Source organism: Pseudomonas sp. LAIL14HWK12:I10 (assembly GCF_900184205.1).
GTDB classification, from domain to species: Bacteria; Pseudomonadota; Gammaproteobacteria; order Pseudomonadales; family Pseudomonadaceae; genus Aquipseudomonas; species Aquipseudomonas kermanshahensis.
This window is the reverse complement of record NZ_FXWU01000004.1, coordinates 320312-345072: the sequence shown is the minus strand read 5'-3', so window position 1 is coordinate 345072 and position 24761 is coordinate 320312. Positions and strand designations below refer to the sequence as shown.

General features: G+C 63.1%; 19 protein-coding genes. 11 read left to right on the top strand and 8 right to left on the bottom strand.

Annotated elements, in window-relative coordinates; translation table 11 throughout:
- Positions 1-14: 14 nt before the first annotated feature.
- Positions 15-2975, bottom strand: a complete 2961-nt coding sequence (locus QOS90_RS11740) for a membrane-targeted effector domain-containing toxin (RefSeq protein WP_085272695.1) — start codon at positions 2973-2975, stop codon at positions 15-17.
- Between the two features lie 197 nt (positions 2976-3172).
- Between QOS90_RS11740 and QOS90_RS11735 the strand changes: the two genes are divergently transcribed.
- Both QOS90_RS11735 and tadA read left to right on the top strand, forming a co-directional pair.
- On the top strand, positions 3173-4555 hold the full coding sequence (locus tag QOS90_RS11735) for a multicopper oxidase family protein (RefSeq protein ID WP_027595684.1): 1383 nt from the start codon (positions 3173-3175) through the stop codon (positions 4553-4555).
- Positions 4555-5040 (top strand): tRNA adenosine(34) deaminase TadA, encoded by a 486-nt coding sequence (tadA, locus tag QOS90_RS11730; protein ID WP_027595685.1) that lies wholly within the window; start codon positions 4555-4557, stop codon positions 5038-5040. The genes QOS90_RS11735 and tadA overlap by 1 nt, the downstream gene beginning before the upstream one ends.
- Positions 5041-5065: 25 nt before the next feature.
- Here tadA and QOS90_RS11725 read toward each other — a convergent pair whose 3' ends face one another.
- Both QOS90_RS11725 and mltF read right to left on the bottom strand, forming a co-directional pair.
- Positions 5066-5599, bottom strand: coding sequence for a hypothetical protein (locus QOS90_RS11725; protein ID WP_027595686.1), 534 nt, complete (start codon positions 5597-5599; stop codon positions 5066-5068).
- Between the two features lie 234 nt (positions 5600-5833).
- Positions 5834-7291, bottom strand: coding sequence for a membrane-bound lytic murein transglycosylase MltF (mltF, locus tag QOS90_RS11720; protein WP_027595687.1), 1458 nt, complete (start codon positions 7289-7291; stop codon positions 5834-5836).
- A 302-nt stretch (positions 7292-7593) separates the two neighbouring features.
- Here mltF and purL point away from each other — a divergent pair, with 302 nt between their 5' ends.
- Together purL and QOS90_RS11710 are read left to right on the top strand one after the other, a co-directional pair.
- A complete protein-coding gene (gene purL / locus QOS90_RS11715) occupies positions 7594-11493 on the top strand; it encodes a phosphoribosylformylglycinamidine synthase (protein ID WP_085272696.1) in 3900 nt (1299 codons plus the stop codon).
- A gap of 3 nt (positions 11494-11496) precedes the next feature.
- Positions 11497-11808: a YqfO family protein gene (locus tag QOS90_RS11710; protein WP_027595689.1), complete on the top strand. Its 312-nt coding sequence runs from the start codon at positions 11497-11499 to the stop codon at positions 11806-11808.
- 103 nt (positions 11809-11911) lie between these two features.
- Here QOS90_RS11710 and tatC read toward each other — a convergent pair whose 3' ends face one another.
- The 3 genes from tatC to tatA are packed head-to-tail and all read right to left on the bottom strand — an operon-like array spanning position 11912 to position 13193.
- Positions 11912-12673, bottom strand: coding sequence for a twin-arginine translocase subunit TatC (gene tatC / locus QOS90_RS11705; RefSeq protein WP_027595690.1), 762 nt, complete (start codon positions 12671-12673; stop codon positions 11912-11914).
- Positions 12670-12960 carry a Sec-independent protein translocase protein TatB gene (tatB, locus tag QOS90_RS11700; RefSeq protein WP_085272697.1) on the bottom strand — a complete coding sequence of 97 codons (291 nt, stop codon included), beginning with the start codon at positions 12958-12960 and terminating at the stop codon, positions 12670-12672. The genes tatC and tatB overlap by 4 nt, the downstream gene beginning before the upstream one ends.
- The gene (gene tatA / locus QOS90_RS11695; protein ID WP_085272698.1) at positions 12960-13193 is read right to left on the bottom strand and encodes a twin-arginine translocase TatA/TatE family subunit; all 234 of its coding nucleotides are present in this window, start codon (positions 13191-13193) and stop codon (positions 12960-12962) included. Before tatA ends, tatB begins: the two co-directional genes overlap by 1 nt.
- A gap of 147 nt (positions 13194-13340) precedes the next feature.
- Here tatA and gspK point away from each other — a divergent pair, with 147 nt between their 5' ends.
- Complete coding sequence (gene gspK, locus QOS90_RS11690; protein ID WP_085272809.1) at positions 13341-14306, top strand: type II secretion system minor pseudopilin GspK; 966 nt, start codon at positions 13341-13343, stop codon at positions 14304-14306.
- Positions 14307-14341: 35 nt separating this feature from the next.
- Here the strand turns inward: gspK and QOS90_RS11685 are convergent, their stop codons facing one another.
- Both QOS90_RS11685 and QOS90_RS11680 read right to left on the bottom strand, forming a co-directional pair.
- Complete coding sequence (locus QOS90_RS11685) at positions 14342-15067, bottom strand: RHS repeat-associated core domain-containing protein (protein ID WP_256577366.1); 726 nt, start codon at positions 15065-15067, stop codon at positions 14342-14344.
- A 350-nt stretch (positions 15068-15417) separates the two neighbouring features.
- Entirely contained in the window at positions 15418-17496 is a 2079-nt protein-coding gene (locus QOS90_RS11680) for a PhoX family protein (RefSeq protein ID WP_027595694.1), read from the bottom strand.
- Positions 17497-17720: 224 nt separating this feature from the next.
- On the opposite strand from QOS90_RS11680, the gene QOS90_RS11675 reads away from it, so the two are divergent.
- Genes QOS90_RS11675 through gspG form a run of 6 tightly spaced genes read left to right on the top strand, consistent with a single transcriptional unit; the run spans position 17721 to position 24668 of the window.
- Complete coding sequence (locus QOS90_RS11675) at positions 17721-19361, top strand: bifunctional UDP-sugar hydrolase/5'-nucleotidase (RefSeq protein ID WP_085272700.1); 1641 nt, start codon at positions 17721-17723, stop codon at positions 19359-19361.
- On the top strand, positions 19358-19783 hold the full coding sequence (locus tag QOS90_RS11670; protein WP_085272701.1) for a pilus assembly protein PilZ: 426 nt from the start codon (positions 19358-19360) through the stop codon (positions 19781-19783). The genes QOS90_RS11675 and QOS90_RS11670 overlap by 4 nt, the downstream gene beginning before the upstream one ends.
- A gap of 3 nt (positions 19784-19786) precedes the next feature.
- Positions 19787-21562, top strand: a complete 1776-nt coding sequence (gspD, locus tag QOS90_RS11665) for a type II secretion system secretin GspD (protein ID WP_172960341.1) — start codon at positions 19787-19789, stop codon at positions 21560-21562.
- The gene (locus tag QOS90_RS11660; protein WP_085272702.1) at positions 21562-23010 is read left to right on the top strand and encodes a GspE/PulE family protein; all 1449 of its coding nucleotides are present in this window, start codon (positions 21562-21564) and stop codon (positions 23008-23010) included. Before gspD ends, QOS90_RS11660 begins: the two co-directional genes overlap by 1 nt.
- A gap of 3 nt (positions 23011-23013) precedes the next feature.
- Positions 23014-24216 carry a type II secretion system inner membrane protein GspF gene (gene gspF / locus QOS90_RS11655; RefSeq protein WP_027595699.1) on the top strand — a complete coding sequence of 401 codons (1203 nt, stop codon included), beginning with the start codon at positions 23014-23016 and terminating at the stop codon, positions 24214-24216.
- A gap of 17 nt (positions 24217-24233) precedes the next feature.
- Positions 24234-24668: a type II secretion system major pseudopilin GspG gene (gene gspG / locus QOS90_RS11650; protein WP_027595700.1), complete on the top strand. Its 435-nt coding sequence runs from the start codon at positions 24234-24236 to the stop codon at positions 24666-24668.
- Positions 24669-24761: the final 93 nt, after the last annotated feature.

Below are 24761 nucleotides of genomic sequence, written 5' to 3'. Positions count from 1 at the left end.
CAAACGTAAGCAGCTCAAGGTGTGATGTGCCGCATACCACGCTGCCTCAGCCAAGTATGTAGATCGGAAAGGTGCGCCAGGCGGCGTTGATGGAGGGTTGGCCAGTCTGGCCGTTCTATGTAGTAGAAGCGCCCATCCCGCCTGATCAAGGTGCGCCGCAGGCGCATGTCACGGCTGCGGTTAACCAGGTACTGCTCGCCGTTGGCCTCTTCGAAGGTGTAGTCACCTGGCCTGACCAGCATGCTTTCCAGGTCTGGTGACGGTGAGCGCGCAGGGGTTACCGCCGCTTGCAGCCGCAGGTCGCTTTGCAAGTGCCACAGCTTGCCTTTGCTGTCAGCGGAATCCGTGCCGGGGTCGGCCGTGTAGGTATCGACTCCACCGGCAGGGGTGTCTTCAACCCGCAAGCCAATCGCACCTTCTGTTTCAGCCAGGCCGGTAACGCCATGGAAGTTGTTGGCGTGAGTGTTACCGACTAGCGCAACCCACCTTCCCGGGCCACGCGTAGCCTGGTCAGCGTCGATGATCAGGTGGGCGTAGAAATTCATCATCTGCTGACGCGCCACATCGGACACCGGCTCTGCCCATGCCTGACGATAGCTGGCCATGCAGTCGATGGACTGGATGCGCACGCCGTTTTTGTGTGCTTCAAGCAGTATCCGGCGGAAGGTGTAGCGGCCGGCAGGGTCGGTGTGGTGCCCGAAGTCCTGAGCCGTGACATACCGCTCCAGCGCCCTTGGCATGACGCCGCTACGGTTGAAGGTGTCGAGGTCCGCTTGCTGGAAATCGGTGGTGAAATGCTCCATGTACAGCGTCTTCACTTTCAGCTTGCGCAACTGGCCCATGTTTTCGATCAACAACCGCTTGCTACCAAGGCTGCTATGCGCCTCGCCGATCACCAGGCCGTTGCTGTTTTCATAGATACGTTGCAGTACCTGCTTAGGCGTAGTTCCAGCAGGTAACTCAGGTATTGGCGGGCGAGCTGGCACGTCTACCGTGGTCATGAACTGGTTGGCATCGGTCGCCAGTTGCTCACGCAGGGCGCGAAAGCGCTCGATGGCGGCGTATCGTTCAGGGTCGTGAATGTTTTCCCGTGCGCCCGTGATCTCTTCGTCCGCCACGTCTTCAAGTGCAGGGCGCAAGCTGGGGGGGACTTCATAAGGGGTTTCGGCAAGGGCAGGCACGTTCGCCGCCGCTGATGGCCTGCCCCAGATCTTCAGCCGTGAGAGCATGCCGCCTTTGAGGCTGCCACGCTCGATGGGGTACCACTGGCCCTCGGCATCAAGGCGGATCGGTTGGTGCTTGTAGAAAGAAAACGGGTTTTCCGGGTCGACGATGGTCCAGGTTTTCAGCTCCGGCACAAAGCGCACCTGGTAAGGTTGCTCCTCGACCAGCGCATAAAACTGCCCGTCTTGTATGTAAATGCCTGCGAAGGTGCCCGAGCCAGGCTCGCCGCTAAGCAGCACATTGGTCTCGAAAGGCTGCAACAGCGCCCAGCGTTCCACTGGCTGGAAGGGCGCTGGTACCCAGGTTTTCACGGCGTCCACTACGCTTGAAGGCTCTTCGTCGCCGGGTTCGGTTTCGCCAGCAGTTGCGGGTTCTTCTGGCGCTGTGGGGCTTTGGCCTGCACCCGTTTCCGCGCCTGCTTCAGCGGCTTCGCCGAGTTCGGCGAGTGGTTTGCTCGGTGCGCTGAGCAAAAACGTTGCGTTGAACAGCGTCTCGATGGCAGCAAAGATTGCCCCTGTAACGCCTGCCTTGCGTTCGCGGGTGGTATGCCCGGTAATTGCCTGGTCGATGTTCAAGCCTGTTTCAGCGATACCGGCGCCGACCAGCGCCAATGCCACGGGCCAGTCCACTGCCGCCAGGGGGCCAAACACTTTCAGGCCGGCACTCAGGTAGCCGATCCACAGTTGTTTGCGCAAGTCGGCGTTGGAGCGCAGGGAGAAGTGCGCATCATCGATCATCCGCTGTCGGGCTTTGTCGCGCAGCCAGTCGAAGGCGTCCTTATGAATCTGCTGATCGAGGGTGTTGATGCTGGAATAATCATCCTTGCCCCAGCCTTGGTACAACAGATCGACCAGGTGATTGAGGCCGACCTTGCTGTCGCCCTCATCGCGGTCATCGAGGGAGAAGTGCGCCAGGAAGCGTGCCCGGTTATCGGCATGGTTGCAGTTGATGAGTACCCACCAGAACAACGCCTGGTCATCCGCAAAGTAATGCAGGCCATCGACGTCGCCAGGTAGGTAGATCAGCTGGCTGCCATCTTTGAGCTGAACACGCAGGATATCTGTGGCCACATGCCCGCCGATATCGAACGTGCACACGCGCACGCCAGCGCCAGGTACTACCTGTTGTTGCAGCGCTTCCAGTGACGGCGGCCAGGCTGTGTCGCCCGCCAGCGCCTGCACGACATCGCGGCAGTGGCTGGCCAGCGCTGACGCGGGGTCATGTGCGCAGGCTTCCAGTACTTTGCTGAGGAAGTTGGCCTTGGCCAACGTTCGGAAGTGGCCCGCCTGTTTCGACCAGAAAGACGTCAGCCGAGCTTTGAAATCAACGGCAAAATCGATGCTCCAAAAGTATTCCAGAACGTCCTTGGCCTCGAGCCGGATTTCATTACGCTCGTCGTAGGCATCCCCGCCAGGCCCTTCGGTGTAAAAGCCCACGAGGTAACTCAGCAGGTCGGCGTTGTCCTGGTCGTTGGCATCGAAGCGGTGCATGACCAGTTGGGGCAAGGTCAGCGATTCGTACGGCGGGTCCAGGTGCTGCCAGCCGTTGAAAGTTTTGTGGCTGCTGACGGCGGTGTGAAAGCGGTGCAGGTAGACATTGTCGGGGTCCAGCGTTTTCAGGCCGTGGCGTTCAAGAACCTGTTGGGCAACTTCGCGGGCCATCTCGCGCATGTCAGGGCAGGCTTCGGTGAGCTGGCGGGCCAGCGTTAGCAGGCTTTGCTGTTCGTTGGAAGTGGGGGTGTTGGAGGGCATCACGTTTGTCCTGGCTGGAAGGATAAACGTCAGTCTCGAAGGGGCACGGGCCATGAAGGCGGTGCATATTGCTTGCCTGAACGGCCAGTAATGGTGGCTTTCACTTAATCTTTCCCATTTGCAGGTGTATCGTATTCGCCCTTCATCGCCAGCCCTGCTGGCAGCTTGATTGCGCCGAACACGAGGTACCCGCACCGATGTCCTTCACCCGTCGACAAATGCTCAAGGGCCTCACCGGCCTGGTTGTGGTAGGCCTGGGCGCCGGAGGCGCAGCGCGGTACTGGCTGGGCAAGGTCGAGGACGAGAATGCCGGGCACGACTACGAGCTGATCGCCGCGCCCCTGGACGTGGAACTGGTGCCGGGCTTCAAGACCGAGGCTTGGGCCTTTGGCCCTTCGGCGCCAGGTACCGAGCTGCGGGTACGCCAGGGCACCTGGCTGCGGGTGCGGTTCATCAACCACTTGCCGGTCGAAACCACCATTCACTGGCATGGCATCCGCTTGCCGCTGGAAATGGACGGCGTGCCGTACGTGTCGCAGCTGCCGGTCAAGCCGGGCGAATACTTCGACTACAAGTTCCGCGTGCCGGATGCCGGCAGCTACTGGTATCACCCACATGTCAGCAGCTCGGAAGAGCTCGGCCGCGGCCTGGTCGGCCCGCTGATCGTCGAGGAGCGCGAGCCTACCGGGTTCCTGCACGAGCGCACGCTGAGCCTGAAAAACTGGCACGTGGACGAGCAGGGCGCCTGGCTGCCGTTCAGCATCCCGCGTGAGGCCGCGCGTAACGGCACTGCCGGGCGGCTGATCACCATCAACGGCCAGCCCGACGCGGTCACCGAGCTGCCGGCCGGCCAGGTGGTGCGGGTGCGCCTGCTGAACCTGGACAACACCTGGACCTACCGCCTGAACCTCAAGGGCAACTGCGAGGCGAAGATCTACGCCCTCGACGGCAACCCGGTGACCCCGCGGCCATTGGAAGATGAGTACTGGCTTGGCCCTGGCATGCGCATCTGCCTGGCCATCCGGATTCCCGAAGCGGGTGAGGAAATTTCCCTGCGCGACGGTTTCGTGCGCCTGGGTACCCTGCGTTCGGTGCCGAGCAACGACGCGCCGAGTGACTGGCCGCCAGCGCTGCCGGCCAACCCGATCGCCGAGCCGGACCTGGAGAATGCTGAAAAGCTCAACTTCAATTTCGAGTGGGCGGCCAAAGTTTCTGTCACCCCTGACCCGAACAAACCATCGAGCCTGTGGCAGATCAACGGCCAGGCCTGGGACATCACCGACAAGACATGCGCCGACCGGCCCATCGCCACGCTGCAGAAGGGCAAGAGCTACATCTTCGAGCTGAAGAACATGACCCAGTACCAGCACCCGATCCACCTGCATGGCATGAGTTTCAAGGTGATTGCCTCCAACCGCCACGACATCAAGGAGCCGTGGTTCACCGATACGTACCTGCTGGGCAAGAACGAGCGGGCCCAGGTGGCACTTGTGGCGGATAACCCGGGCACCTGGATGTTCCACTGCCACGTCATCGACCACATGGAAACCGGCCTGATGGCCGCGATAGCGGTGGTCTGATGCGCCCACACATCATCGATCGCAGCCGCGATCAGGAATTCATGCGCATTGCTCTGGCCCTGGCGGCTGAGGGCGCGGCCATGGGCGAGGTGCCGGTGGGGGCGGTGCTGGTGCAGCATGGCCAGGTAATCGGCCAGGGCTTCAACCGGCCCATTATCGACAGCGACCCGAGTGCGCATGCCGAAATGGTTGCCATTCGGGCTGCGGCGAAGTCGGCGAGCAACTATCGGCTGCCGGGCAGCACGCTGTATGTAACCCTGGAGCCCTGCAGCATGTGCGCGGGTTTGATCGTGCATTCGCGGGTGGCGCGGGTGGTGTACGGGGCGTTGGAGCCCAAGGCGGGTATCGTGCAGAGCCAGGGTCAGTTCTTCGGCCAGGGCTTCCTCAACCATCGGGTGATGGTAGAGGGCGGGGTGCTGGCGGAGGAGTGTGGCCAGATCCTCAGTGACTTTTTCAAGGCGCGAAGGGTAAAGAGGGGGGGGTAGCAGGTGGCTAACGATACATAGGTTGTTATAGGTTGTTGGTATCTACACAAGTTAGCTTTCCAGCGATGTTTCCGCTCCTGTAGGCGTTCTTCTGCATTTTTAATCCACTGACGATCAGTTCCCCGTTTTCAATATTTCTAAGTTCTGAGAGAGGGATCTTGCTTGTATTAACTGCATCGTCAGTTACCTCGAGTATGAAGCGCCAGTCATTTTCTGGGCAATAGCTGTAGTCAGATTCTTTTACAGGTCTGTCGCTCCCCAGTTTGATGGTGTTCCCCTTTGATGCATTGCTTACCTTAAAAAAATAAACCTGATCATTGCCGCAGTTGTAACTGCCCCTGTAGGCAGCGTTTCTTCGATATTCTATGTTCAAAGATGTGCAGGCACTGTCGGTTGCGTTCTTGTAAAGATGAAGTTTGCCTACGGGCACGGTTGGGTGGCTGGCGTGTGACTCCGCCCTTTTCACTTCTGCTGCCTTGTAATCATCTTTGAGGGGTGATTGTGCCTGTGCGAACGCAGTCAGGCTGAGCAGCCCAAGAATAATAAGGGGCCTGGTCATGCTTGTCTCCAACACCGTGGTTGTGGAGAAGCATCTATAGAAGGGTGGCTGCTAGGCGGCAACTGGCATTTTTACCAGTTGCGTAATCGTTAGGTTTTTGCTGTTACATCAGGCGATGTCTAACGTTCCCAGAGACTTGAAACGTAAATCGCTTAGGGTGAGGTGTGTAAACTTACGGATGAAGCCGGGAAGGGAGTGAATGCCGGTCATTCCTGCGAACAGGCCCGTACAGGATTACATCGGCGGCGACTGCTCTGCCGGCTTGTCCTTGTTTACCCCAGGCACATGCAAGTTGCCCTCGGCCATCTGGCCTTCGAGCTGCGGCTGGGTCACCCAGGTCAGGATGTCGTAGTAACGGCGGATGTTGGCCACGAAGTGCACCGGCTCGCCGCCGCGGGCATAGCCGTACTTGGTCTTGCTGTACCACTGCTTCTGCGCCAGGCGCGGCAGCATTTTCTTCACGTCCAGCCACTTGTTCGGGTTGAGCTTCTCGCGCTTGGCCAGGGTGCGGGCGTCTTCCAGGTGGCCGCTGCCAACGTTATAGGCAGCCAGGGCGAACCAGGTGCGGTCGGGTTCCTGGATGCTGTCGTCGAGTTGCTCTTTGATCAGCATGAAGTACTTGGCACCACCTTGGATGCTCTGTTTCGGGTCCAGGCGATTGGACACGCCCATGGCCTGCGCTGTGCGCTGGGTGAGCATCATCAGGCCGCGCACGCCCGTCTTGGAGGTGACTTCCGGCTGCCACATCGATTCTTGGTAGCCGATGGCCGCCAGCAGGCGCCAGTCCACCTGTTCGACCTTGGCGTAGCTCTTGAAGTGCTTCTCGTACTTGGGCAGCCGCTGCTGCAGGTGCTGGGCGAACGTATAGGCGCCGACGTAGCCGAGTACATCGACATGGCCGTAATAGCGGTCTTTCAGGCGCTGCAGGGTGCCGTTCTTCTGGGCCTTGTCGAGAAACTCGTTGACCTCGTTGAGCAGGCTGTTGTCCTCGCCGGCCGCCACCGCCCAGCGCTGGTCGCGGGTGTCGCCCAGGTCGAAGGCGACCCGAACGTTGGGGAAGTACACCTGGTTCATCGCCAGTTCGTTGGAGTCGACCAGGGTCAGGTCGATCTGGCCTTCATCGACCATGCGCAGCAAGTCGACCACCTCGACGGCGTCGGATTCTTCGTATTCCAGGCCCGGATACTGCTTTTTCAGCTCGGCCAGCTGGTCAGCATGGCTGCTGCCCTTGAGCACCATGATCTTTTTGCCGACCAGGCCCTTGGCTTCGGTCGGGCGCGAGCGGCCGTTGCGGTAGATGACTTGAGGGGTGACTTCCAGGTACGGGTGGGAGAATTTCGCCTGGGTCTTGCGCCGTTCGCTGCTTACCAGACCGGCGGCTGCCAGCACTGGGCCGGAGGGCTTGCCCAGCTCGTCGAACAGTTGGTCGAGGTTGTCGGCGGTCTCGATCTCCAGCTTTACGCCGAGATCATCGGCGAAATGCTTGACCAATTCGTATTCGAAGCCGGTTTCGCCGTTACGGTCCTGGAAATACGTCGCCGGGCTGTTGCGAGTGATTACGCGCAGCACGCCATCCTCCTTCACGCGCTCGAGGGTGCTGGGTTTTTCAACACAGGCACCGAGCATCAGAAAGAGTCCGGTTGCGATGAGCCATCTGGCGCAGCGCTGGCGCAAAGCAGTGTGGGCGAACATAGCTTGCAGTATACGCAAAGGACAGGCGGCGCCATATCTCGACAACAGATAGCTTGTCTGGTAGCGGGTTCTGTGTTCAGGGTGTTTGCCGTTAGAGGTGTGCCGCCTTGCAGATCGAGCGCCGCCCGCGCGGCGCTCGATCTGCCAGGCCATAAACCTCTTGAGGCGAGCACCCGAAATATTGACCCGAAAGTCCGGTTCCACCGCCCGACAGGCGCGGCGTAGAGCAGGTGCCGAAAGCCGTGGAATTAGGCTAGAATGCACGGCCTCTAAGCACACCCCTTCCTGAGGCTGTCCCGACGATGTTGATCCTGCGCGGCGCTCCTGCCCTTTCTGCCTTTCGCCACGGTAAATTACTCGAGCAACTGAGCCAGAAAGTCCCCGCTGTTACTGGTTTGTATGCCGAATTCGCCCACTTCGCCGATGTCGACGGCGAGCTGACCGCCGACCAGCAGCAGGTGCTGGGCCGTCTGCTCAAGTACGGCCCGAGCGTGCCGGTACAGGAGCCGACCGGCCGCCTGTTCCTGGTCGTGCCGCGCCTGGGCACCATCTCGCCCTGGGCCAGCAAGGCCAGCGACATTGCCCACAACTGCGGCCTGCAGTCGATCCAGCGCCTTGAGCGCGGCATCGCCTACTACGTCGCCGGCAACCTGAGCGAAGCCGATGCACAGGCCGTCGCCGCCGAACTGCACGACCGCATGACCCAGCGCGTGCTGGCCCAGCTGGAGCAGGCATCCGACCTGTTCAGCCACGCCCAGCCCAAGCCGATGACCTCGGTCGACATCCTCGCCGGTGGCCGCGACGCCCTGGCCAAGGCCAACGTCGACCTGGGCCTGGCCCTGGCTGAAGACGAGATCGACTACCTGGTCGCCGCTTTCCAGAACCTTGCGCGCAACCCGAACGACATCGAACTGATGATGTTCGCCCAGGCCAACTCTGAGCACTGCCGCCACAAGATCTTCAACGCCAGTTGGGACATCGACGGCCAGGCTCAGGAAAAGAGCCTGTTCGGCATGATCAAGAACACCTACCAGATGCACAGCGAAGGCGTGCTGTCTGCGTACAAGGACAACGCCTCGGTGATCGTCGGCAACGTTGCCGGCCGTTTCTTCCCGAACCCTGAAACCCGCCAGTACGGCGCGGTGCAGGAGCCGGTGCACATCCTGATGAAGGTCGAGACGCACAACCACCCGACCGCCATCGCGCCGTTCTCCGGGGCTTCCACCGGCTCCGGCGGCGAAATCCGCGACGAAGGCGCCACCGGCCGTGGCGCCAAGCCCAAGGCTGGCCTGACCGGCTTCACCGTGTCCAACCTGCGCATCCCGGGCTTCGAACAGCCATGGGAGCAGGCGTACGGCAAGCCTGAGCGCATCGTCGACGCCCTCGACATCATGGTCGAAGGCCCACTGGGTGGCGCCGCGTTCAACAACGAATTCGGTCGCCCGGCCCTGACCGGCTACTTCCGTACCTTCGAGCAGGCGATCAACACCCCGCACGGCGAAGAAGTGCGCGGCTACCACAAGCCGATCATGCTCGCCGGCGGCATGGGCAACATCCGTGAAGACCACGTGCAGAAGGGCGAGATCACCGTCGGCGCCAAGCTGATCGTGCTCGGCGGCCCGGCCATGCTGATCGGCCTGGGTGGCGGTGCGGCGTCGTCGGTCGCCACCGGTGCCAGCTCTGCCGACCTGGACTTCGCTTCGGTACAGCGCGAAAACCCGGAAATGGAGCGCCGTTGCCAAGAGGTCATCGACCGCTGCTGGCAGCTGGGCGACAAGAACCCGATCGCCTTCATCCACGACGTTGGCGCCGGCGGTATCTCCAACGCCTTCCCTGAGCTGGTCAACGACGGTGGCCGCGGTGGCCGCTTCGAACTGCGCAATGTGCCCAACGATGAGCCGGGCATGGCCCCGCACGAAATCTGGAGCAACGAATCGCAGGAACGTTACGTGCTGGCCGTCAGCGCTGTCGACTTCGACCGCTTCCAGGCCATCTGTGAACGAGAGCGCTGCCCGTTCGCCGTTGTGGGTGAGGCGACTGAAGAGCCGCACCTGACCGTGACCGACAGCCACTTCGCCAACACCCCGGTGGACATGCCGCTGGACGTGCTGCTGGGCAAGCCGCCGCGCATGCACCGTTCGGTCACCCGTGAAGCCGAACTTGGCGATGAATTCGACCCAAGCACCCTGTCGCTGGCCGATTCGGTCGAGCGCGTGCTGCACCACCCTGCGGTGGCCAGCAAGAGCTTCCTGATCACCATCGGCGACCGCACCATCACTGGCCTGGTAGCCCGTGACCAAATGGTCGGCCCATGGCAGGTGCCGGTGGCCGACTGCGCCGTTACCGCCACCAGCTTCGACGTCTACACCGGTGAAGCCATGGCCATGGGTGAGCGCACCCCGCTGGCCCTGCTCGACGCCCCGGCGTCTGGCCGCATGGCCATCGGCGAAACCCTGACCAACCTTGCCGCCTCGCGGATCGAGAAGCTGTCCGACATCAAACTGTCGGCCAACTGGATGTCCGCCGCCGGCCACCCGGGTGAAGACGCCCGCCTGTACGACACCGTCAAGGCTGTCGGCATGGAGCTGTGCCCTGAGTTGGGTATCACCATTCCGGTCGGCAAAGACTCGATGTCGATGAAGACCAAGTGGAGCGAAGAGGGCGTCGAGAAGAGCGTGACCTCGCCGATGTCGTTGATCATCACCGGCTTCGCCCCGGTCACCGACATCCGCAAGACCCTGACCCCGCAACTGCGCATGGACAAGGGCGAAACCGACCTGATCCTGATCGACCTGGGCCGCGGCAAGAACCGCATGGGCGCCTCGATCCTGGCGCAGACCCACGGCAAGTTGGCCAGTGCCGCACCGGACGTCGACGATGCCGAAGACCTCAAGGCCTTCTTCGCCGTGATCCAGGGCCTCAACGCCGACGGCCACCTGCTGGCCTACCACGACCGTTCCGATGGTGGCCTGATGACCACCGTGCTGGAAATGGCCTTCGCCGGCCATTGCGGCTTCGACCTGGAGCTGGACACCCTGACCAGCAAAGCGGAAAAAGTCGCCGCCATCCTCTTCAACGAAGAGCTGGGTGCGGTCATCCAGGTTCGCCAGGATGCCACCCCAGACGTACTGGCCCAGTTCAGCGCCGCTGGCTTGGGTGAAGACTGCGTCGCGGTGATCGGCCGGCCGACCAACAACAGCGAAGTGGTCGTGCGCCTGAACAGTGAAGAACTGTTCAAGGGCGACCGTCGCCTGCTGCAACGCCAGTGGGCCGAGACCAGCTACCAGGTTCAGCGCCTGCGTGACAACGCTGAATGCGCCGACCAGGAATTCGACGCGCTGCTCGAAGAAGACAACCCGGGCCTGTCGGTCAAGCTGGGCTACGACGTCAACGACGACATCGCTGCCCCGTACATCAAGAAAGGCGTGCGCCCGCAAGTGGCGATCCTGCGTGAGCAGGGCGTCAACGGCCAGGTCGAGATGGCTGCTGCCTTCGACCGCGCCGGCTTCGCCGCCATTGACGTGCACATGAGCGACATCCTCGCTGGCCGTGTCGACTTCGAAGCCTTCAAAGGCCTCGTTGCTTGCGGCGGCTTCTCGTACGGTGACGTGCTGGGTGCCGGTGAGGGCTGGGCCAAGTCGGCGCTGTTCAACGCCCGTGCCCGCGATGCCTTCCAGGCCTTCTTCGAGCGCACCGACAGCTTCGCCCTGGGCGTGTGCAACGGTTGCCAGATGATGTCCAACCTGCACGAGCTGATCCCGGGCACCGAGTTCTGGCCGCACTTCGTGCGTAACCGGTCAGAGCAGTTCGAAGCCCGTGTGGCCATGGTCGAGGTGCAGAAGTCCAACTCGATCTTCCTGCAGGGCATGGCCGGTTCGCGCATGCCGATCGCCATCGCCCACGGCGAAGGCCATGCCGAGTTCGCCAACGAAGCGGCACTGCTGGAAGCCGACGTGTCCGGTTGCGTGGCCCTGCGCTACGTCGACAACCACGGCAAGGTCACCGAAACCTACCCGGCCAACCCGAACGGCTCGCCGCGTGGTATCACCGGCCTCACCAGCCGTGACGGCCGCGTGACCATCATGATGCCGCACCCGGAGCGTATGTTCCGCGCTGTGCAGAACTCCTGGCGCCCGGATGAGTGGCAGGAAGATGCTGCGCTGATGCGTATGTTCCGCAACGCGCGCGTCTGGGTGAACTAAGGCGTGTACAAGCTCGCCTTCTTCGTCCCGGCCAGCCATGTCGAGGTGGTCAAGGCTGCCGTATTCGCCGCCGGTGGCGGGCGAATCGGTGACTATGACCACTGCGCCTGGCAAACCCTGGGCCAAGGCCAGTTTCGCCCGTTGGACGGCAGCCAGCCGTTTCTCGGGCAAACCGGCCAGGTCGAGGTAGTCGAGGAATGGAAGGTAGAGCTGGTGGTGGCTGACGACCTGATCGCTCAGGTCGTTGCCGCGCTCAAGCAGAGCCACCCGTACGAGACGCCAGCCTATGAAGTCTGGCCACTGGCCGACTTCTAGAGCGCATCAAGGCTTTTCGCGGGCAAGCCCGCTCCCACAGGGATATCACCGGTACTGAAGCTTGTGATATCCCTGTGGGAGCGGGCTTGCCCGCGAAGAGGCCCTACAATCCCGCCACAACTTCATTGCCAGGCTCAGGCCGTTTCAACCCGCTACACGCCAACAACCCCACCTCGAACAGCACCCACATCGGCACCGCCAGCATCGTCTGCGAAAACACGTCCGGCGGCGTCAGAATCATCCCCACCACAAAGCACCCGACGATCACGTAGGGCCGGCTACGGCGCAGGGTCGCCACATCCGCCAACCCCACCCAGACCACGATGAACGTTGCCACCGGGATCTCGAACGCCAGCCCGAATGCCAGGAACAGCGCCATGATGAAGTCCAGGTACTGGCTGATGTCGGTCATCATCGCCACCCCATCGGGCGTGACGCTGGCGAAGAAGCCGAACATCATCGGGAACACCAGAAAGAACGCGAACGCCATGCCGGCATAGAACAGCAGAATGCTCGACACCAGCAGCGGCAGGGCAATGCGCCGTTCCCGGCGGTACAGCCCCGGCGCCAGAAACCCCCAGGCCTGGTGCAACAACAGCGGCATGGCGACGAACAGCGCGCACATCGCGGTCAGCTTGAAGGGGGTCAGAAACGGTGAGGTGACACTGGTCGCGATCATGCTGGCGCCCTCTGGCAGGAAGCGGCGCAATGGCTCCGAGATCAGTGTGTAGAGGGTCTGGGCGAAGGGGAACAGGCCGGCGAACACCAACGCGACCAGCCCCAGGCAACGCACCAGGCGCTTGCGCAGTTCGCGCAGGTGCTCGGTCAGCGGCATGCCCGCCGCAGGGTCCATGGCAAGGCTCATGAGGCATTCTCCCTGGGTGCAGTGACGGTTGCCGGGTCATTGGCCGGTGGTGCGGCAAGGCTGATGCCCTGGCGCATTTCCTGTTCCAGGCGCTGCAGGGGCGCGCTGTCGAAGTTGGGCAACTCGATCTCGCGCTCCATCTGTGCGCGCAGGCCCTGCATGGCCCTGCGCGCCTGCCCCAGGCCACGCCCAAGCGTGCGTGCCGCAACCGGCAGCCGCTCGGGGCCCAGCACCAGCAGTGCGACGATGCCGACCAGCAGCAACTCGCTGAAGCCTACCTCGAACATCAGGCCTGACGGTCCGCTTGCGGCTGGGGCGTTGCCTGGCCGGTCAACGGCGCCTGTTGCTGCACCTGTGCGGTGCCGGGCGGGCTGACGTCGTTGTCACCGCCCATGGACTTGCGAAACCCCTGGATCGCCTCGCCAACATCGCTGCCCAGGCCCTTGAGGCGCTTGGTGCCAAACAGCAGGAATACGATCATCAGTACGATCACCAGTTGCCAGATTCCAATGCCACCCATTGCGACTACTCCTGTAAGGCCATGAAAAGGAAGGGCAATCCTGCCTCGTGCAGATGACGTGAACATGACGGAACGCACCCTTGCCATCTACCTGCAACAACCGGCGTGTTGACTGGCGCTTTTACTGGCCATGAGAGGCGGGTGCAGATGGGTGGTAAACGACAGCACGGCGCGGCCCTGCTGATGGTGATGGTGGTGTTGGCGATGCTCGCCGCCGGTATGGCCTGGCTGGTGGAAGATGGCCGGCGCCAGGTTGATGAAGTGCGCTTGTTGCACCAGCGGGTGCAGGTCAGGGCCATGGAACAGGCCGGCTTGGCCTATGCCGAGCAGGCGCTGCGCGACCCGGCCTGGCGGCTGAGCCCGTTGTTCTGGCAGGCCTTGCGCGGGCAACCGCTGAACTACGATTTTGGCGCAGGCCAGGCGCAACTGCGGGTGCGCGACCAGCACACGTGCTTCAACGTCAACGCATTGCTCGGTGCCGACGGTGAGCGCGCCGAGCGCCAGTTGCGCCGCTTGCTGGGCGACGACATGGCGGCAGAACGCCTGGTCGATGCCCTGGCCGATTGGCTGGACAATGACAGCGATACTCGCCTGCAAGGGGCTGAAAGTGCCCAATACCTGCGCCAGCAACCCGCGCGCCTGGCGGCCAACCAACCGATGCTCGACACCAGCGAGCTGAACTTGCTGCTGGAGCCAGATGCCACGCGCCAGGGCCGCTACCCGATGCTGTGCGCTTTGCCGCAAACCATTGGCTGGCGTTTGAACGCCAATGCCTTGGGCCTGGAGCATCTGCCCATGCTCGAAGCGTTGTACGAGGGGCGCTACCCACGCGCGCTGCTCAGCCGCATCATCAGTGGCCGGCCGGCGTCGGGGTATGTGGATGCCGCTGCGCTGCGCAAGGCGTTGGGGGCGGTGGATGATGAGACGTTCGAACGGTTGAGCGAAGGGTTGCTGCTCAACAGTGGGCATTTTCTGTTGCAGCTGTCGTTCGAGGAAGAGGGGCGGGTGATGCGCAGCGAGTTTCAGGTAGAGGCGCTGGGGGTGGTGCAGTGGCATGCGCGGGTGCCGGCGCAGCAGGTGCGGGTGCGTAGTCGGGAGCCGATGATTTGGTAAGCGGAACATCCTTGAAAAGAGGGTTTAAAATCTTATCACTCACCTCTGGCAATCCTCATTGCTACCAAGGGGTCAGGCGTGCTGGCTAAGTCAAATGTCACCACAGGGCGTGGGCCCGCCCCTATAGCAAAAGTTTGACTTTCCGCAAAAGCATGGAGGCCGATACCAGCGAGCACTGTTATGCTCGCAACAGTTACTGGGGGCCACTTGGCGATAACGTTAATGCCCCAATGATAAGTGGCGTGCACATCTATAATTTTGCGGTCAACAGTCTCTGTCATATGTCTAAAACCAGAGATGCGGTTTGCTAAGGCTTCATATAAGTTCGGGTGCACCTTATTTATTACCGTTTTAGTGATTGGAGGCGTGGGGCCGACACCATCGATATCGTCTAGTAAAGGCCTTACAGTTGGTGATGCTCCAGGCGCGGGGTAAATAGTTTGCAGAAACCAGTTCCCTGCTCGTTGTAGCAAGTGCCAGATTCGTCCGTTGGGATCCAGCCTATTGACAGGGTCATTTTGGCAGTATGCATAGCTATTAACGCCGCCTTTACCGAAAGGTGATAACGAGTCAGATTGGCCGAACCGCATCACCCTTGGATTGAACCAACGATGACCATGGCCCAGTGGGTAACATCCCGACATTGCATTAAATCGTTGCCCGCTAAAGCCTAGTGGTGTTTTGAAACTGCCTGGGGCAGGAAAACCGTAAACAGTGAAGCGCTGTTGATGAGGCCCGTCGGTGGTCCCCAGCACAGTCATGAGTTGATCAACCCTGTAAAGCGAGGTGCTAGCGCCTGGCGTGCACTGCGCCACGACGCCTGCCTCACTGGCAAAGTAGCGCGTTGTGCAGGGGCCTATCTCGATCGAGAGTGCGCCATTCTGATAAAACAGTTTATGAGTACGTGACAGAGGGCCATGAGACTGCATGATGAACCTGCCATGAAGTATGGGATGTCCGAAGATTCGGGCATTTCCCTCTCTCGGTCTACTGACAGAATTACCAGGTATTGGGTCCAGACGCTTTTTGGCCTACGCAGGTAACTCGAAACGGAATAAGCATCCACCGAGTTACCTGCCTGGCTCAACTGAGTCTATGGAAAGCCTTTCGATCAGACCGTCCCGATCTCCCCGCCATCATCACGCTGAATCACCACCGTCGAAGCCCGCGGCCTTACCGTAGCCCCAGCCGGGGTCGCATCGGTCGCCTTATCGGTATACGGCCAATTCTCCGGGTGCTGGATGTTGACGAACATCGACTTGTTGTCCGGGCTGAAGGCAATCCCCGTCACTTCGCAACCGTTCGGCCCGACAAAGAAGCGCCGCAAGTCCACCTGGTTCTGCGCGTTGACTGGCACTTGCTTGCCCGTGGCATCTACCAGGTCAGTGGGGATTACCGCCAGCAACTGGTCATTGGTGTAGTCGGTCAGCGTGGTTTCACCGTTGTCGGTCTCGAACCACAACACGCCACGGCTATCGAAGCTCATGCCGTCAGGGCTGGCGAACTGGTTCAGTTCGGTCAGGCCTGAGCGGTTGATGTCGGCGGTACCGGCGGCATTGGCGCCAAACACGAAGATGTCCCAGCTGAAGCTCAACTGGTCGTCGCTGTCGTGCCAGCGAATGATGTGGCCGTGGCGGTTCGGGCCACGCGGGTTGGCCGCGTCGACTTTCTCTGGCGTACGCGCGCTGTTGTTGGTCAGGGTCAGGTAGACATCGCCATTGAGTGGGTTGACCGTGGTCCATTCTGGGCGGTCCATCGGGGTCGCGCCCACGGCATCGCCAGCACCTCGGGTGTTGAGGATGATGCCCGGCAGGTCACCGTACAGCGCGCCAAGGGTGCTGCCGGCGGTGGTGGGGGTGGCGACGTCGAGCAACAGCCACACGCCGGTACCGTCGGCATTGAAGCGGGCCACATAGAGCTTGCCTTGGTCCATGTACTTGGCACCGGTGGCCAGGCGGTCGGCCGGGCTGGCGTCAGCGGCGTCCCACACGGCCGTGGAGACGAACTTGTACAGGTACTCGTTGTTCGAGTCGTCGCCCATGTACCAGACCAGCGGCTTGCCTGCCACCGGCAGGCCTGGGCAGCACCCTTCGTGGCGGAAGCGGCCCAGCGCGGTGCGCTTGGTGGCCAGGGTGGAGCTGTTGTACGGGTCGATCTCGACGATGTAGCCATAGGTGCTGGCTTCGTTGCGGTAGTCGTCGGTGGCGCTGGCGCCTTTGACCGTTACGTCGAAACGGGCGAATTCGTCATTCACCTCGGTGCTGTCACCGGCGGCGCTTTCCCATTTGTACTGGCCGCTGGAGGTGCCTACGCCGATACGGCGCTGGTCTTCAGGGCGGGTGCCTTTGTTGACGAAGATGCCCGGCCAGTTCTCTTCGCAGGTCAGGTAGGTGCCCCACGGGGTGTAGCCGTTGCCGCAGTTGTTGTTGGTGCCGCGGCAGTGGGTGCCGCCCGTGGAGTACTTGGTCTTCACGTGGTCGGTGCCGCGCAGCGGGCCGGTGATCTCCATGCGCGAGGCGGTGGTGAAGCGGCGGTTCAGCGGGTCGTTGTCGACCACCTGCCAGCGCCCGCTGACTTTCTGCAGGCGTACCACGCCGGCGCCGTGGGCGTTGATCTCTTTGCGGATTTCTTCGGCCGGGCGCTTGCCGTTGACGTCAGTGGTCGGGCCGGCGGGGTGCAGGGCTGCCGCGTCGATGTATTCGAAGTTGATGGCCAGCAAGCCGTCTTCGGAGCTGCCATTGATCGGGAAGAAGTGCATGCCGTCATGGTGCATGCCCATGGCATTGGCCTGGTCGGTCGAGGTGTTGCTGCCATCGGACTTCCACGGGTTGCCATTGCTGTTCAGCGGGGTGCCCCACGGCGCCAGCACATAGGCGCTGTAGCCTGCCGCGACGACACAGGCATCGGTGCGCGAGCCTGGGATGGACTGGAAGCCCAATGCCAGTTTCGGGACTTCCGGTTCGGTTACCGGTGGCTCGGTCACCGGTGGTTCGGTGACAGGATCATCGTGATCGGAACCGCCATCACCGTCGAAGCAGCCTGTCAGGCCGGTCCCGGCGATCATGGCGATGGCGGCGCCCAGGCTGCCGCGCATGATGCTGCGGCGGCTCAGGTAGGCGTCCATGACGCTGGCCATCGGCAGATTGCCGCTGTGGTTCCGGTCCAGGTTGTCGCCGGTATCTCGACTCATCAGGGTGTCCTTATGTTGGCTGAGTTAGAGGAAACCGCGACTTTAGAGCGCAAGTATGATGATTCCTTGGCAGAAATATGAACGCGCGCTTAAAACTACTCGTTCTTACGCTTGGCCCTGACAGATCAATTCGGAATTGCTGTCTGATTTCTGCCATCAAACTGTCATGCGAACGCCGCAACATCCGGAGCCCAACGTGAACTTGGTTAAGGATGGCGGGCTCGATGGTAAGCAGTGTGAACAGGCGCGAAGTGATCAGCTGGATGGGCGTCGGTGCCTTGGCACCCTTGCTCGGCGCCTGTTCCGCCTTGCCAGGCCAACGTGGTGGCAATGCCAACCTGGATTTGCTGTATGTCGCCGACACCCTCGATGCCCGCCAGCCTGGCTTGGCCGTTGTCCCGGCAACGCGCCTGGGGCCGGTCAGCCACCTGGGGCGTGCGCCGTGGATGACCGGTGCCAGTGCCAGCATCGCCTTCCCGCACTTGGCCCCCTTGCTCGATGCCAGCCAGGCCGCGCACGCCAACCTCGGTGGTTACGCCGTGCTGGCCGCATTGCTGGAGCAGTTGCGTGGCGAGGCCGGGGCGGGCAACAGCCTGACCCTGGAAAACGGCCAAGGCTGGAACGGCAGCGGCCTGGCCTACCTGACCCAAGGTGAAAGCGGCGTGCAGGGCAGCCAATTGCTGGGCAGCGACGCACGCGTCAGCAGTGACGAGCGCGTGCTCTGGCCGCAGCGCAGCACGGCGCTTTACCGCCAGGCCGCTGCCATTACGCTGGGCGCGGGGCTGGCCGACGAACAACGCGAAACCCTGGGGCTTGAAGCACTGCACCTGTTCGAACGGGGCGGTGCGCGGATTGCCGTGGTCGGCGTGACCGACCCTTACGCCCAAGACCAGAAAGCCTCCCTCAAACAGTGGTACCAGTCTTTGCTGCCGGTGTTCGAGCAGGCCCGGCGCGAAGCTGACCTGGTCGTGGCCATGGCCGATGTCGGCACCGGGCCTGGGCTGTGGCTGGCTGAACGGCTGCCGGCAATCGACGTGTTGCTCTGTGCGCGTGGCCAGGACCTGTGGCCGACGCCCGTGCCGGCCACCCAGGCCAACGGCCGCCGCGTACCGGTGCTGTTTGCCGGGTGCCGGGGCAGCGGGGCGTTTCGCCTGCGTTGCCAACAGGTGGCCGGGCAATGGCAGTTCGAGGGGCGTTTCTTCCCTGCGTTCGAACAGCAGCTTTCCCCGGCTGCACGGGTGAGCGCCGGGCACTTTCAGGCACAACTGAACCAACAGCGCGCCGGCCACGCGGCGTGGCTCGACCAACCGCTGGCCAAGGCACCCCAGGCCTTGTGGCGGCGTGACACCCGCGGCGGCAGCTGGGACCGCCTGCTGCACCAGGCCCTGGCCGATGACAACAATTTGCCTGTGCTGCTGCCGGGCTTGCGTTATGACTGCCCATTGGCCGCAGGTGCAGCGATCACCCGCGAGCACCTGATCAGCCTGACCGGCGGGTACCCGGCCCCGGTGGTCGAAGCCCCGGCCCGGCAGGTGGAGCAAGTGCTGGAAAATGCCGCGGAACAGCTGTTCGGCGACCCGCTGCTGCTGGACAACAGCCAAGACCTGCCGCGCTGGCAAGGCCAGGCCTGGGGTGTCAGCTACAGCCCGCAAGGCAAGCGCATCACCGGCCTGGAACCGGTCCAGGGGTTGTGCCGCACCTTCGGCCTGCAGTTCGCGTCGCAGGCCGGCGAGCCACTTTGGCAGCGGGTAGAAGCCTGGCTGACGCGGCAAGGCGCCGACTGGCAACTGGCGCCGCTGCAGGTGCCCGAGGTGCGCTATGTGCAGGGGCACCCGGGCTGGCATCCACGGCAGTTGGCTTCGTGAGCCTTGGCGCGCGGCTGCTCACCGGTGGCTGCCTGACGTTGGCCGGTTGGCTGGCGGCGCAGTGCGTGCTGCAACTGGGCCGCCAGCCACAACCGGCCAGCCCCGCCCAGGCGGCCGCAGCCCAGTTGCCTGGGTTGATGGTCGGCCATTGGCAGGCGCCGGTCGATGACGGCGCGATCATCATCACCCGTTTGCCACTGCACTACCTGGGTGGCCTCAAGGCCCAGCCGTTGTCGGCCAGCGTGGTGGTGCTGCGCTACGGCCAGCAGGTGCGCACACTGGCCCGCGGCCAGCGCCTGGCGCCAGGGATCGTGCTGCAGGACATCGACACCGATGGCCTGATTTTCAACAACCAGGGGCGGCGCGAACGCCTGCCCTGGCCGCCACGCCCCGCCGTGACCGGCTTCAAGCGGCAAGGATGAACGATGCCTGTTAAATACTGCGTGGCGGCTGCGCTGAGCCTGGCCCTGGCGGTGGCCTTACCCCAGGCCAGCGCCGAGGAGCCGGTGTTCGATGACAACGGCACGCCGATGTACGAAGTGAACTTCGTCGACACCGAACTGGGCGAGTTCATCGACAGTGTGTCGCGCATCACCGGCACTACGTTCATCGTCGACCCTCGGGTAAAGGGCAAGGTCACCGTACGCACCGTTGACCTGCACGACGCCGATGCTATCTATGACATCTTCCTGGCGCAGCTGCGCGCCCAGGGTTACGCCACCGTCGACCTGCCCAATGGCAGCGTGAAGATCGTCCCCGACCAGGCGGCGCGCCTGGAACCGGTGCCGGTGGAGCCTGCCGGGCAGCAGGGCGCGGGCAGCGACAGCGTGGCCACGCGGGTATTCGATCTACGCAACGCGGCCACCGAGCAAGTGGTTGGCATCCTCAAACCCCTGGTCGACCCACGGGTAGGGGTGATCACCCCGTACCCGGCCGCGCACCAGTTGGTGGTTACCGACTGGCGCAGCAACCTCGAACGCATCGCCAGCCTGCTGCGCCAGCTTGACCGCCCCAGCGAAGCAGTGGGCAGCGCCAGCACCCAAGTCATGTACCTGCGCCACGCCAATGCCAGTGAAGTGGTGAAGGTATTGCGCGGGCTCAGCCAGGAAGGCATGGCACCGGCGCAAAGCACAGGCGAAGGGGAGAGCAAAGAGCCGCCGGTGACGGCCGCTGCCAGTAGCTCGGGCATCCGCCTGGAGTACGAAGAGGGCACCAATGCCGTGGTCATGGTCGGCCCCGACAGCGAACTGGCCGCCTACCGCGCCATCGTCGAGCAACTGGATATCCGCCGCGCCCAGGTGGTGGTCGAGGCCATCATCGCCGAGGTGTCCGACAGCAGTGCGCAAGAGCTGGGCGTGCAGTGGTTGTTCGCTGACGAGAAGTTCGGTGCCGGTATCGTCAACTTCGGCAGCAATGGGGTGAACATCGCCAACATTGCGGGGGCTGCGGCCAGCGAAGACAGTGAGGCTCTGGGCAAACTGCTGTCGGCCACCACGGGTGCCACGGCGGGCATCGGCCATTTTGGGGGCGGTTTCAACTTCGCCATGCTGGTCAATGCGCTCAAGGGCAAGAGCGGTTTCAACCTGCTCTCCACCCCGACCCTGCTGACCCTGGACAATGCCGAGGCGTCGATCCTGGTCGGTCAGGAAGTGCCCTTCGTCACCGGCTCCGTGACACAGAACAACGCCAACCCTTACCAGACCATCGAGCGCAAGGAAGTCGGGGTCAAGCTGCGGATCAAGCCGCAGATCAACGTCGACAACAGCGTGCGCCTGGACATCGTCCAGGAGGTCTCGTCGATTGCCGATTCCAGCGCCGCCAGCGACGTGATCACCAACAAGCGCGAGATCAAGACCAAGGTCATGGTCGAAGACAACGGCCTGGTGATTCTGGGCGGGCTGATCAGCGACGAGTTGAGCACCAGCAACCAGCGGGTGCCGCTGCTCGGGGACATTCCTTACCTGGGCCGGCTGTTCCGCTCCGACGCCAGCAAGAACACCAAGCAGAACCTGATGGTCTTCATCCGCCCGCGCATCCTGCGCGACGGGCCGAGCCTGGCCGGGCTCAGCGAGAACAAGTACCGCACCTTGCAGCAGACCACCCCGCTTCAGCTGCCAAACCTTGCGGGCGCAGAAGGTGGTACGCCACTGCTGCAGGTGTTCCCCGCCAGCCGAGCGCGCCTGGAAGGGGGTGACTGGTGATGCTGCCCTATCGCCTGGCACGCCAGGCCGGCCTGGCCATGATCCCGACCGACAGCGGCTGGCAATTGTGGCTGCGCCGCGACGCCGACAGTGACCAGTTGCAGGAGCTGCTGCGCGTGCATGGCCAGCCCAGCGCGCTGGCCTACCTGGAGCCTGCGGCGTTCGACGAGCAATTGGGCCAGCTTTATCAGGGCGGCGATGCGGCCACCGAAGCGCTGATCGAAGGGATTGGCGACCAAGTAGACCTGGACAGCCTGATGAGCGAGATGCCGCGCATTGAAGACTTGCTCGAAAGCGATGACGAGGCGCCGGTCATCCGCCTGATCAATGGCCTGTTCGGCCAGGCCTTACGCCTGCGTGCCTCGGACATTCATATCGAGACCTTCGAGCAGAGCCTGGTGGTGCGCCTGCGGGTCGACGGCCACCTGCGCGAGGTGCTGCGCCCGCCGCGGGCGCTGTCGGCGATGCTGGTGTCGCGGATCAAAGTCATGGCGCGGCTGGACATCGCGGAGAAACGCCAGCCCCAGGACGGCCGCATCACCTTACGTGCGGCGGGGCGTGAGGTCGATGTGCGGGTGTCGACCTTGCCCGGCATCCATGGCGAGCGCGTGGTGATGCGTGTGCTCGACAAGCAGGCCAGCCTGCTGGCGCTGGACAACCTGGGCATGCCGGCAGCGGTGCTCGATGGCCTGCGCAGCTGCCTGGCGCGGCCCAATGGCATCGTGCTGTCCACCGGCCCGACCGGCTCGGGCAAGACCACCACGCTGTACGCCAGCCTCAACAGCCTCAACGATGGCAGCTGCAACATCCTCACCGTCGAAGACCCGGTGGAGTACGCCATCGCTGGCATCGGCCAGACCGCGATCAACCCCCGCGCCGGGCTGACATTCGCCACGGGCCTGCGGGCCATCCTGCGCCAGGACCCGGATGTGATCATGCTGGGTGAGATCCGCGACCAGGAAACCGCGCAGATAGCCGTGCAGGCCAGCCTCACCGGCCACTTGGTGCTGTCGACCCTGCACACCAACAGTGCGGTGGGCGCGGTGACCCGCTTGCGTGACATGGGCATCGAACCGTTCCTGATCGCCTCGTGCCTGCGCGGTGTGTTGGCCCAGCGCCTGGTGCGGCGGCTGTGCCAGTGCGCGGTGGCGCAGCCGCTGCAAGCGGCCGAGCGTGACCTGTGGCCTGAACTGTGTGCATTGGGCAGCAGTTACCACGCAGTGGGGTGTGAGCTGTGCCAGGGCAGCGGTTATGTCGGGCGCCTGGGCCTGTACGAATTCATCGAACTGGACGCCGGCCTGATCGCGCTGCTGTACGACGGCGCCAGTGAGCAAGCCATGCAGGACTACTTGGCCGATCGTCGACGCAGCCTGGTGGCCATGGCCAGTGATTGCCTGGCGCGGGGCGAAACCAGCCTGGCCGAAGTGCTGCGCGCGGTGCAGGGCTGAGCCATGCCGACTTATCGCTATCAAGCCGTCGACCTGGCCGGCAAAGCCCACAAGGCCAGCCTGCAGGCCGACAGCGAGCGCCATGCACGGCAACTGTTGCGTGAGCAGGGCCTGTTCGCCCGCCAATTGCAACGCCATGAGGCAGGTACCCGGCAACCCCGCCGCCAGCGCTTGAGCCGTGCACAGCTGTGCGAATTGACCCGCCAGTTAGCGACGTTGACTGGCGCGGGCATACCCTTGGTCGATGCCTTGGCCACACTCGAACGGCAATTACGCCAGCCGGCCTTGCACAGCGTGTTGGTCGCCTTGCGCGGCTCGCTCGCCGAGGGCCTGGGGCTGGCGCGTAGCCTGGCCCGCCAGGGGGCGCCGTTCAGTGGCCTGTACTGTGCGCTGGTCGAGGCCGGTGAGCGCTCCGGGCGGCTGGCCCAGGTGCTCACGCGCCTGGCCGATCACCTGGAGCAGGTGCAACGGCAACAGCACAAAGCGCGTACTGCCTTGATCTACCCCTGTGTGCTGATGGGCGTGTCGCTGGCGGTGGTGGTCGGCCTGATGACGTTCGTAGTGCCCAAGCTCACCGAACAGTTCGCCCACGCCGGGCAGAGCCTGCCGTTGATTACCGCCGTGCTGATCGGCCTGAGCCAAGGGCTGGTGCACGCCGGGCCGTGGCTGCTGGGGCTGGCGCTGGCAGGGGCGCTGCTCGCCAGCTGGCTGCTGCGCAAGCCGCATTGGTGCCTGCGCCGGGACGCGTGGCTGTTGCGCCTGCCACGTATCGGCAGCCTGCTGCAGGTGCTGGAAAGCGCACGCCTGGCGCGCAGCCTGGCGATTCTCAGCGGCAGTGGCGTAGCCCTGCTCGAAGCGTTGCAGGTGGCCACCGAGACGGTCGCCAACCGGCGCATTCGCCAGGCCATGGAACAGGTGCGCCAGCAGGTGCAAGGCGGCACCAGCCTGCACCGTGCGCTGGATGCCTGCCAACAGTTTCCGCCGTTGCTGGTGAACATGGTCGGCAGCGGCGAGGCCAGCGGCACGTTGGCTGACATGCTCGAACGCGTCGCCGACGACCAGGAACGCGGCTTCGCCCGCCAAGTGGACACCGCCATGGCGCTTTTCGAACCCCTGATGATCCTGGTGATGGGCGCCGTGGTGCTGTTCATCGTGCTGGCGGTGCTGCTGCCGATCATGCAACTCAATCAGGGCCTGCAACTGTGAACACAAGGAGTACTTCCATGCAGCATCGTCGTAACCGTCAGCGTGGTTTCACCCTCATGGAGATCATGGTGGTGATCTTCATCATCGGCCTGCTGATCGCCGTGGTCGCTCCCAGCGTGCTGGGCAACCAAGACAAAGCCATGCGGCAGAAGGTGATGGCCGACCTTGCCACCCTCGAACAGGCACTGGACATGTATCGGCTGGATAACCTGCGGTTCCCGAGCAATGAACAAGGCCTGGCCGCGCTGGTGAAAAAACCGGCCCAAGAGCCGCTGCCGCGATCGTGGCGCAGCGATGGTTATGTGCGCCGTTTGCCGGAAGACCCGTGGGGTACTCCTTACCAGTACCGCATGCCCGGTGAGCATGGCCGGGTGGATGTTTATTCGCTGGGCGCCGATGGTGTGCCGGGCGGCGAAGGTCAGGATGCCGACCTGGGTAACTGGGCGCTGTAAAGCATGTTAGATAAGCCTGATGTGGCCCTTCGCGGGCAAGCCCGCTCCTACAGGATACATACAGGCCTGAAGACCTGTGCCGAACCTGTGGGA

Coding starts and splice junctions, on each gene's coding strand:
- QOS90_RS11685 (WP_256577366.1), bottom strand. CDS start 15,067: ATGACTGTGCTGGGGACCACCGACGGGCCTCATCAACAGCGCTTCACT.
- QOS90_RS11725 (WP_027595686.1), bottom strand. CDS start 5,599: ATGACCAGGCCCCTTATTATTCTTGGGCTGCTCAGCCTGACTGCGTTC.
- tatB (WP_085272697.1), bottom strand. CDS start 12,960: ATGTTCGAGGTAGGCTTCAGCGAGTTGCTGCTGGTCGGCATCGTCGCA.
- QOS90_RS11680 (WP_027595694.1), bottom strand. CDS start 17,496: ATGAGTCGAGATACCGGCGACAACCTGGACCGGAACCACAGCGGCAAT.
- purL (WP_085272696.1), top strand. CDS start 7,594: ATGTTGATCCTGCGCGGCGCTCCTGCCCTTTCTGCCTTTCGCCACGGT.
- gspD (WP_172960341.1), top strand. CDS start 19,787: ATGCCTGTTAAATACTGCGTGGCGGCTGCGCTGAGCCTGGCCCTGGCG.
- gspG (WP_027595700.1), top strand. CDS start 24,234: ATGCAGCATCGTCGTAACCGTCAGCGTGGTTTCACCCTCATGGAGATC.
- gspF (WP_027595699.1), top strand. CDS start 23,014: ATGCCGACTTATCGCTATCAAGCCGTCGACCTGGCCGGCAAAGCCCAC.
- mltF (WP_027595687.1), bottom strand. CDS start 7,291: ATGTTCGCCCACACTGCTTTGCGCCAGCGCTGCGCCAGATGGCTCATC.
- gspK (WP_085272809.1), top strand. CDS start 13,341: ATGGGTGGTAAACGACAGCACGGCGCGGCCCTGCTGATGGTGATGGTG.
- QOS90_RS11735 (WP_027595684.1), top strand. CDS start 3,173: ATGTCCTTCACCCGTCGACAAATGCTCAAGGGCCTCACCGGCCTGGTT.
- QOS90_RS11660 (WP_085272702.1), top strand. CDS start 21,562: ATGCTGCCCTATCGCCTGGCACGCCAGGCCGGCCTGGCCATGATCCCG.
- tadA (WP_027595685.1), top strand. CDS start 4,555: ATGCGCCCACACATCATCGATCGCAGCCGCGATCAGGAATTCATGCGC.
- tatC (WP_027595690.1), bottom strand. CDS start 12,673: ATGAGCCTTGCCATGGACCCTGCGGCGGGCATGCCGCTGACCGAGCAC.
- tatA (WP_085272698.1), bottom strand. CDS start 13,193: ATGGGTGGCATTGGAATCTGGCAACTGGTGATCGTACTGATGATCGTA.
- QOS90_RS11675 (WP_085272700.1), top strand. CDS start 17,721: ATGGTAAGCAGTGTGAACAGGCGCGAAGTGATCAGCTGGATGGGCGTC.
- QOS90_RS11740 (WP_085272695.1), bottom strand. CDS start 2,975: ATGCCCTCCAACACCCCCACTTCCAACGAACAGCAAAGCCTGCTAACG.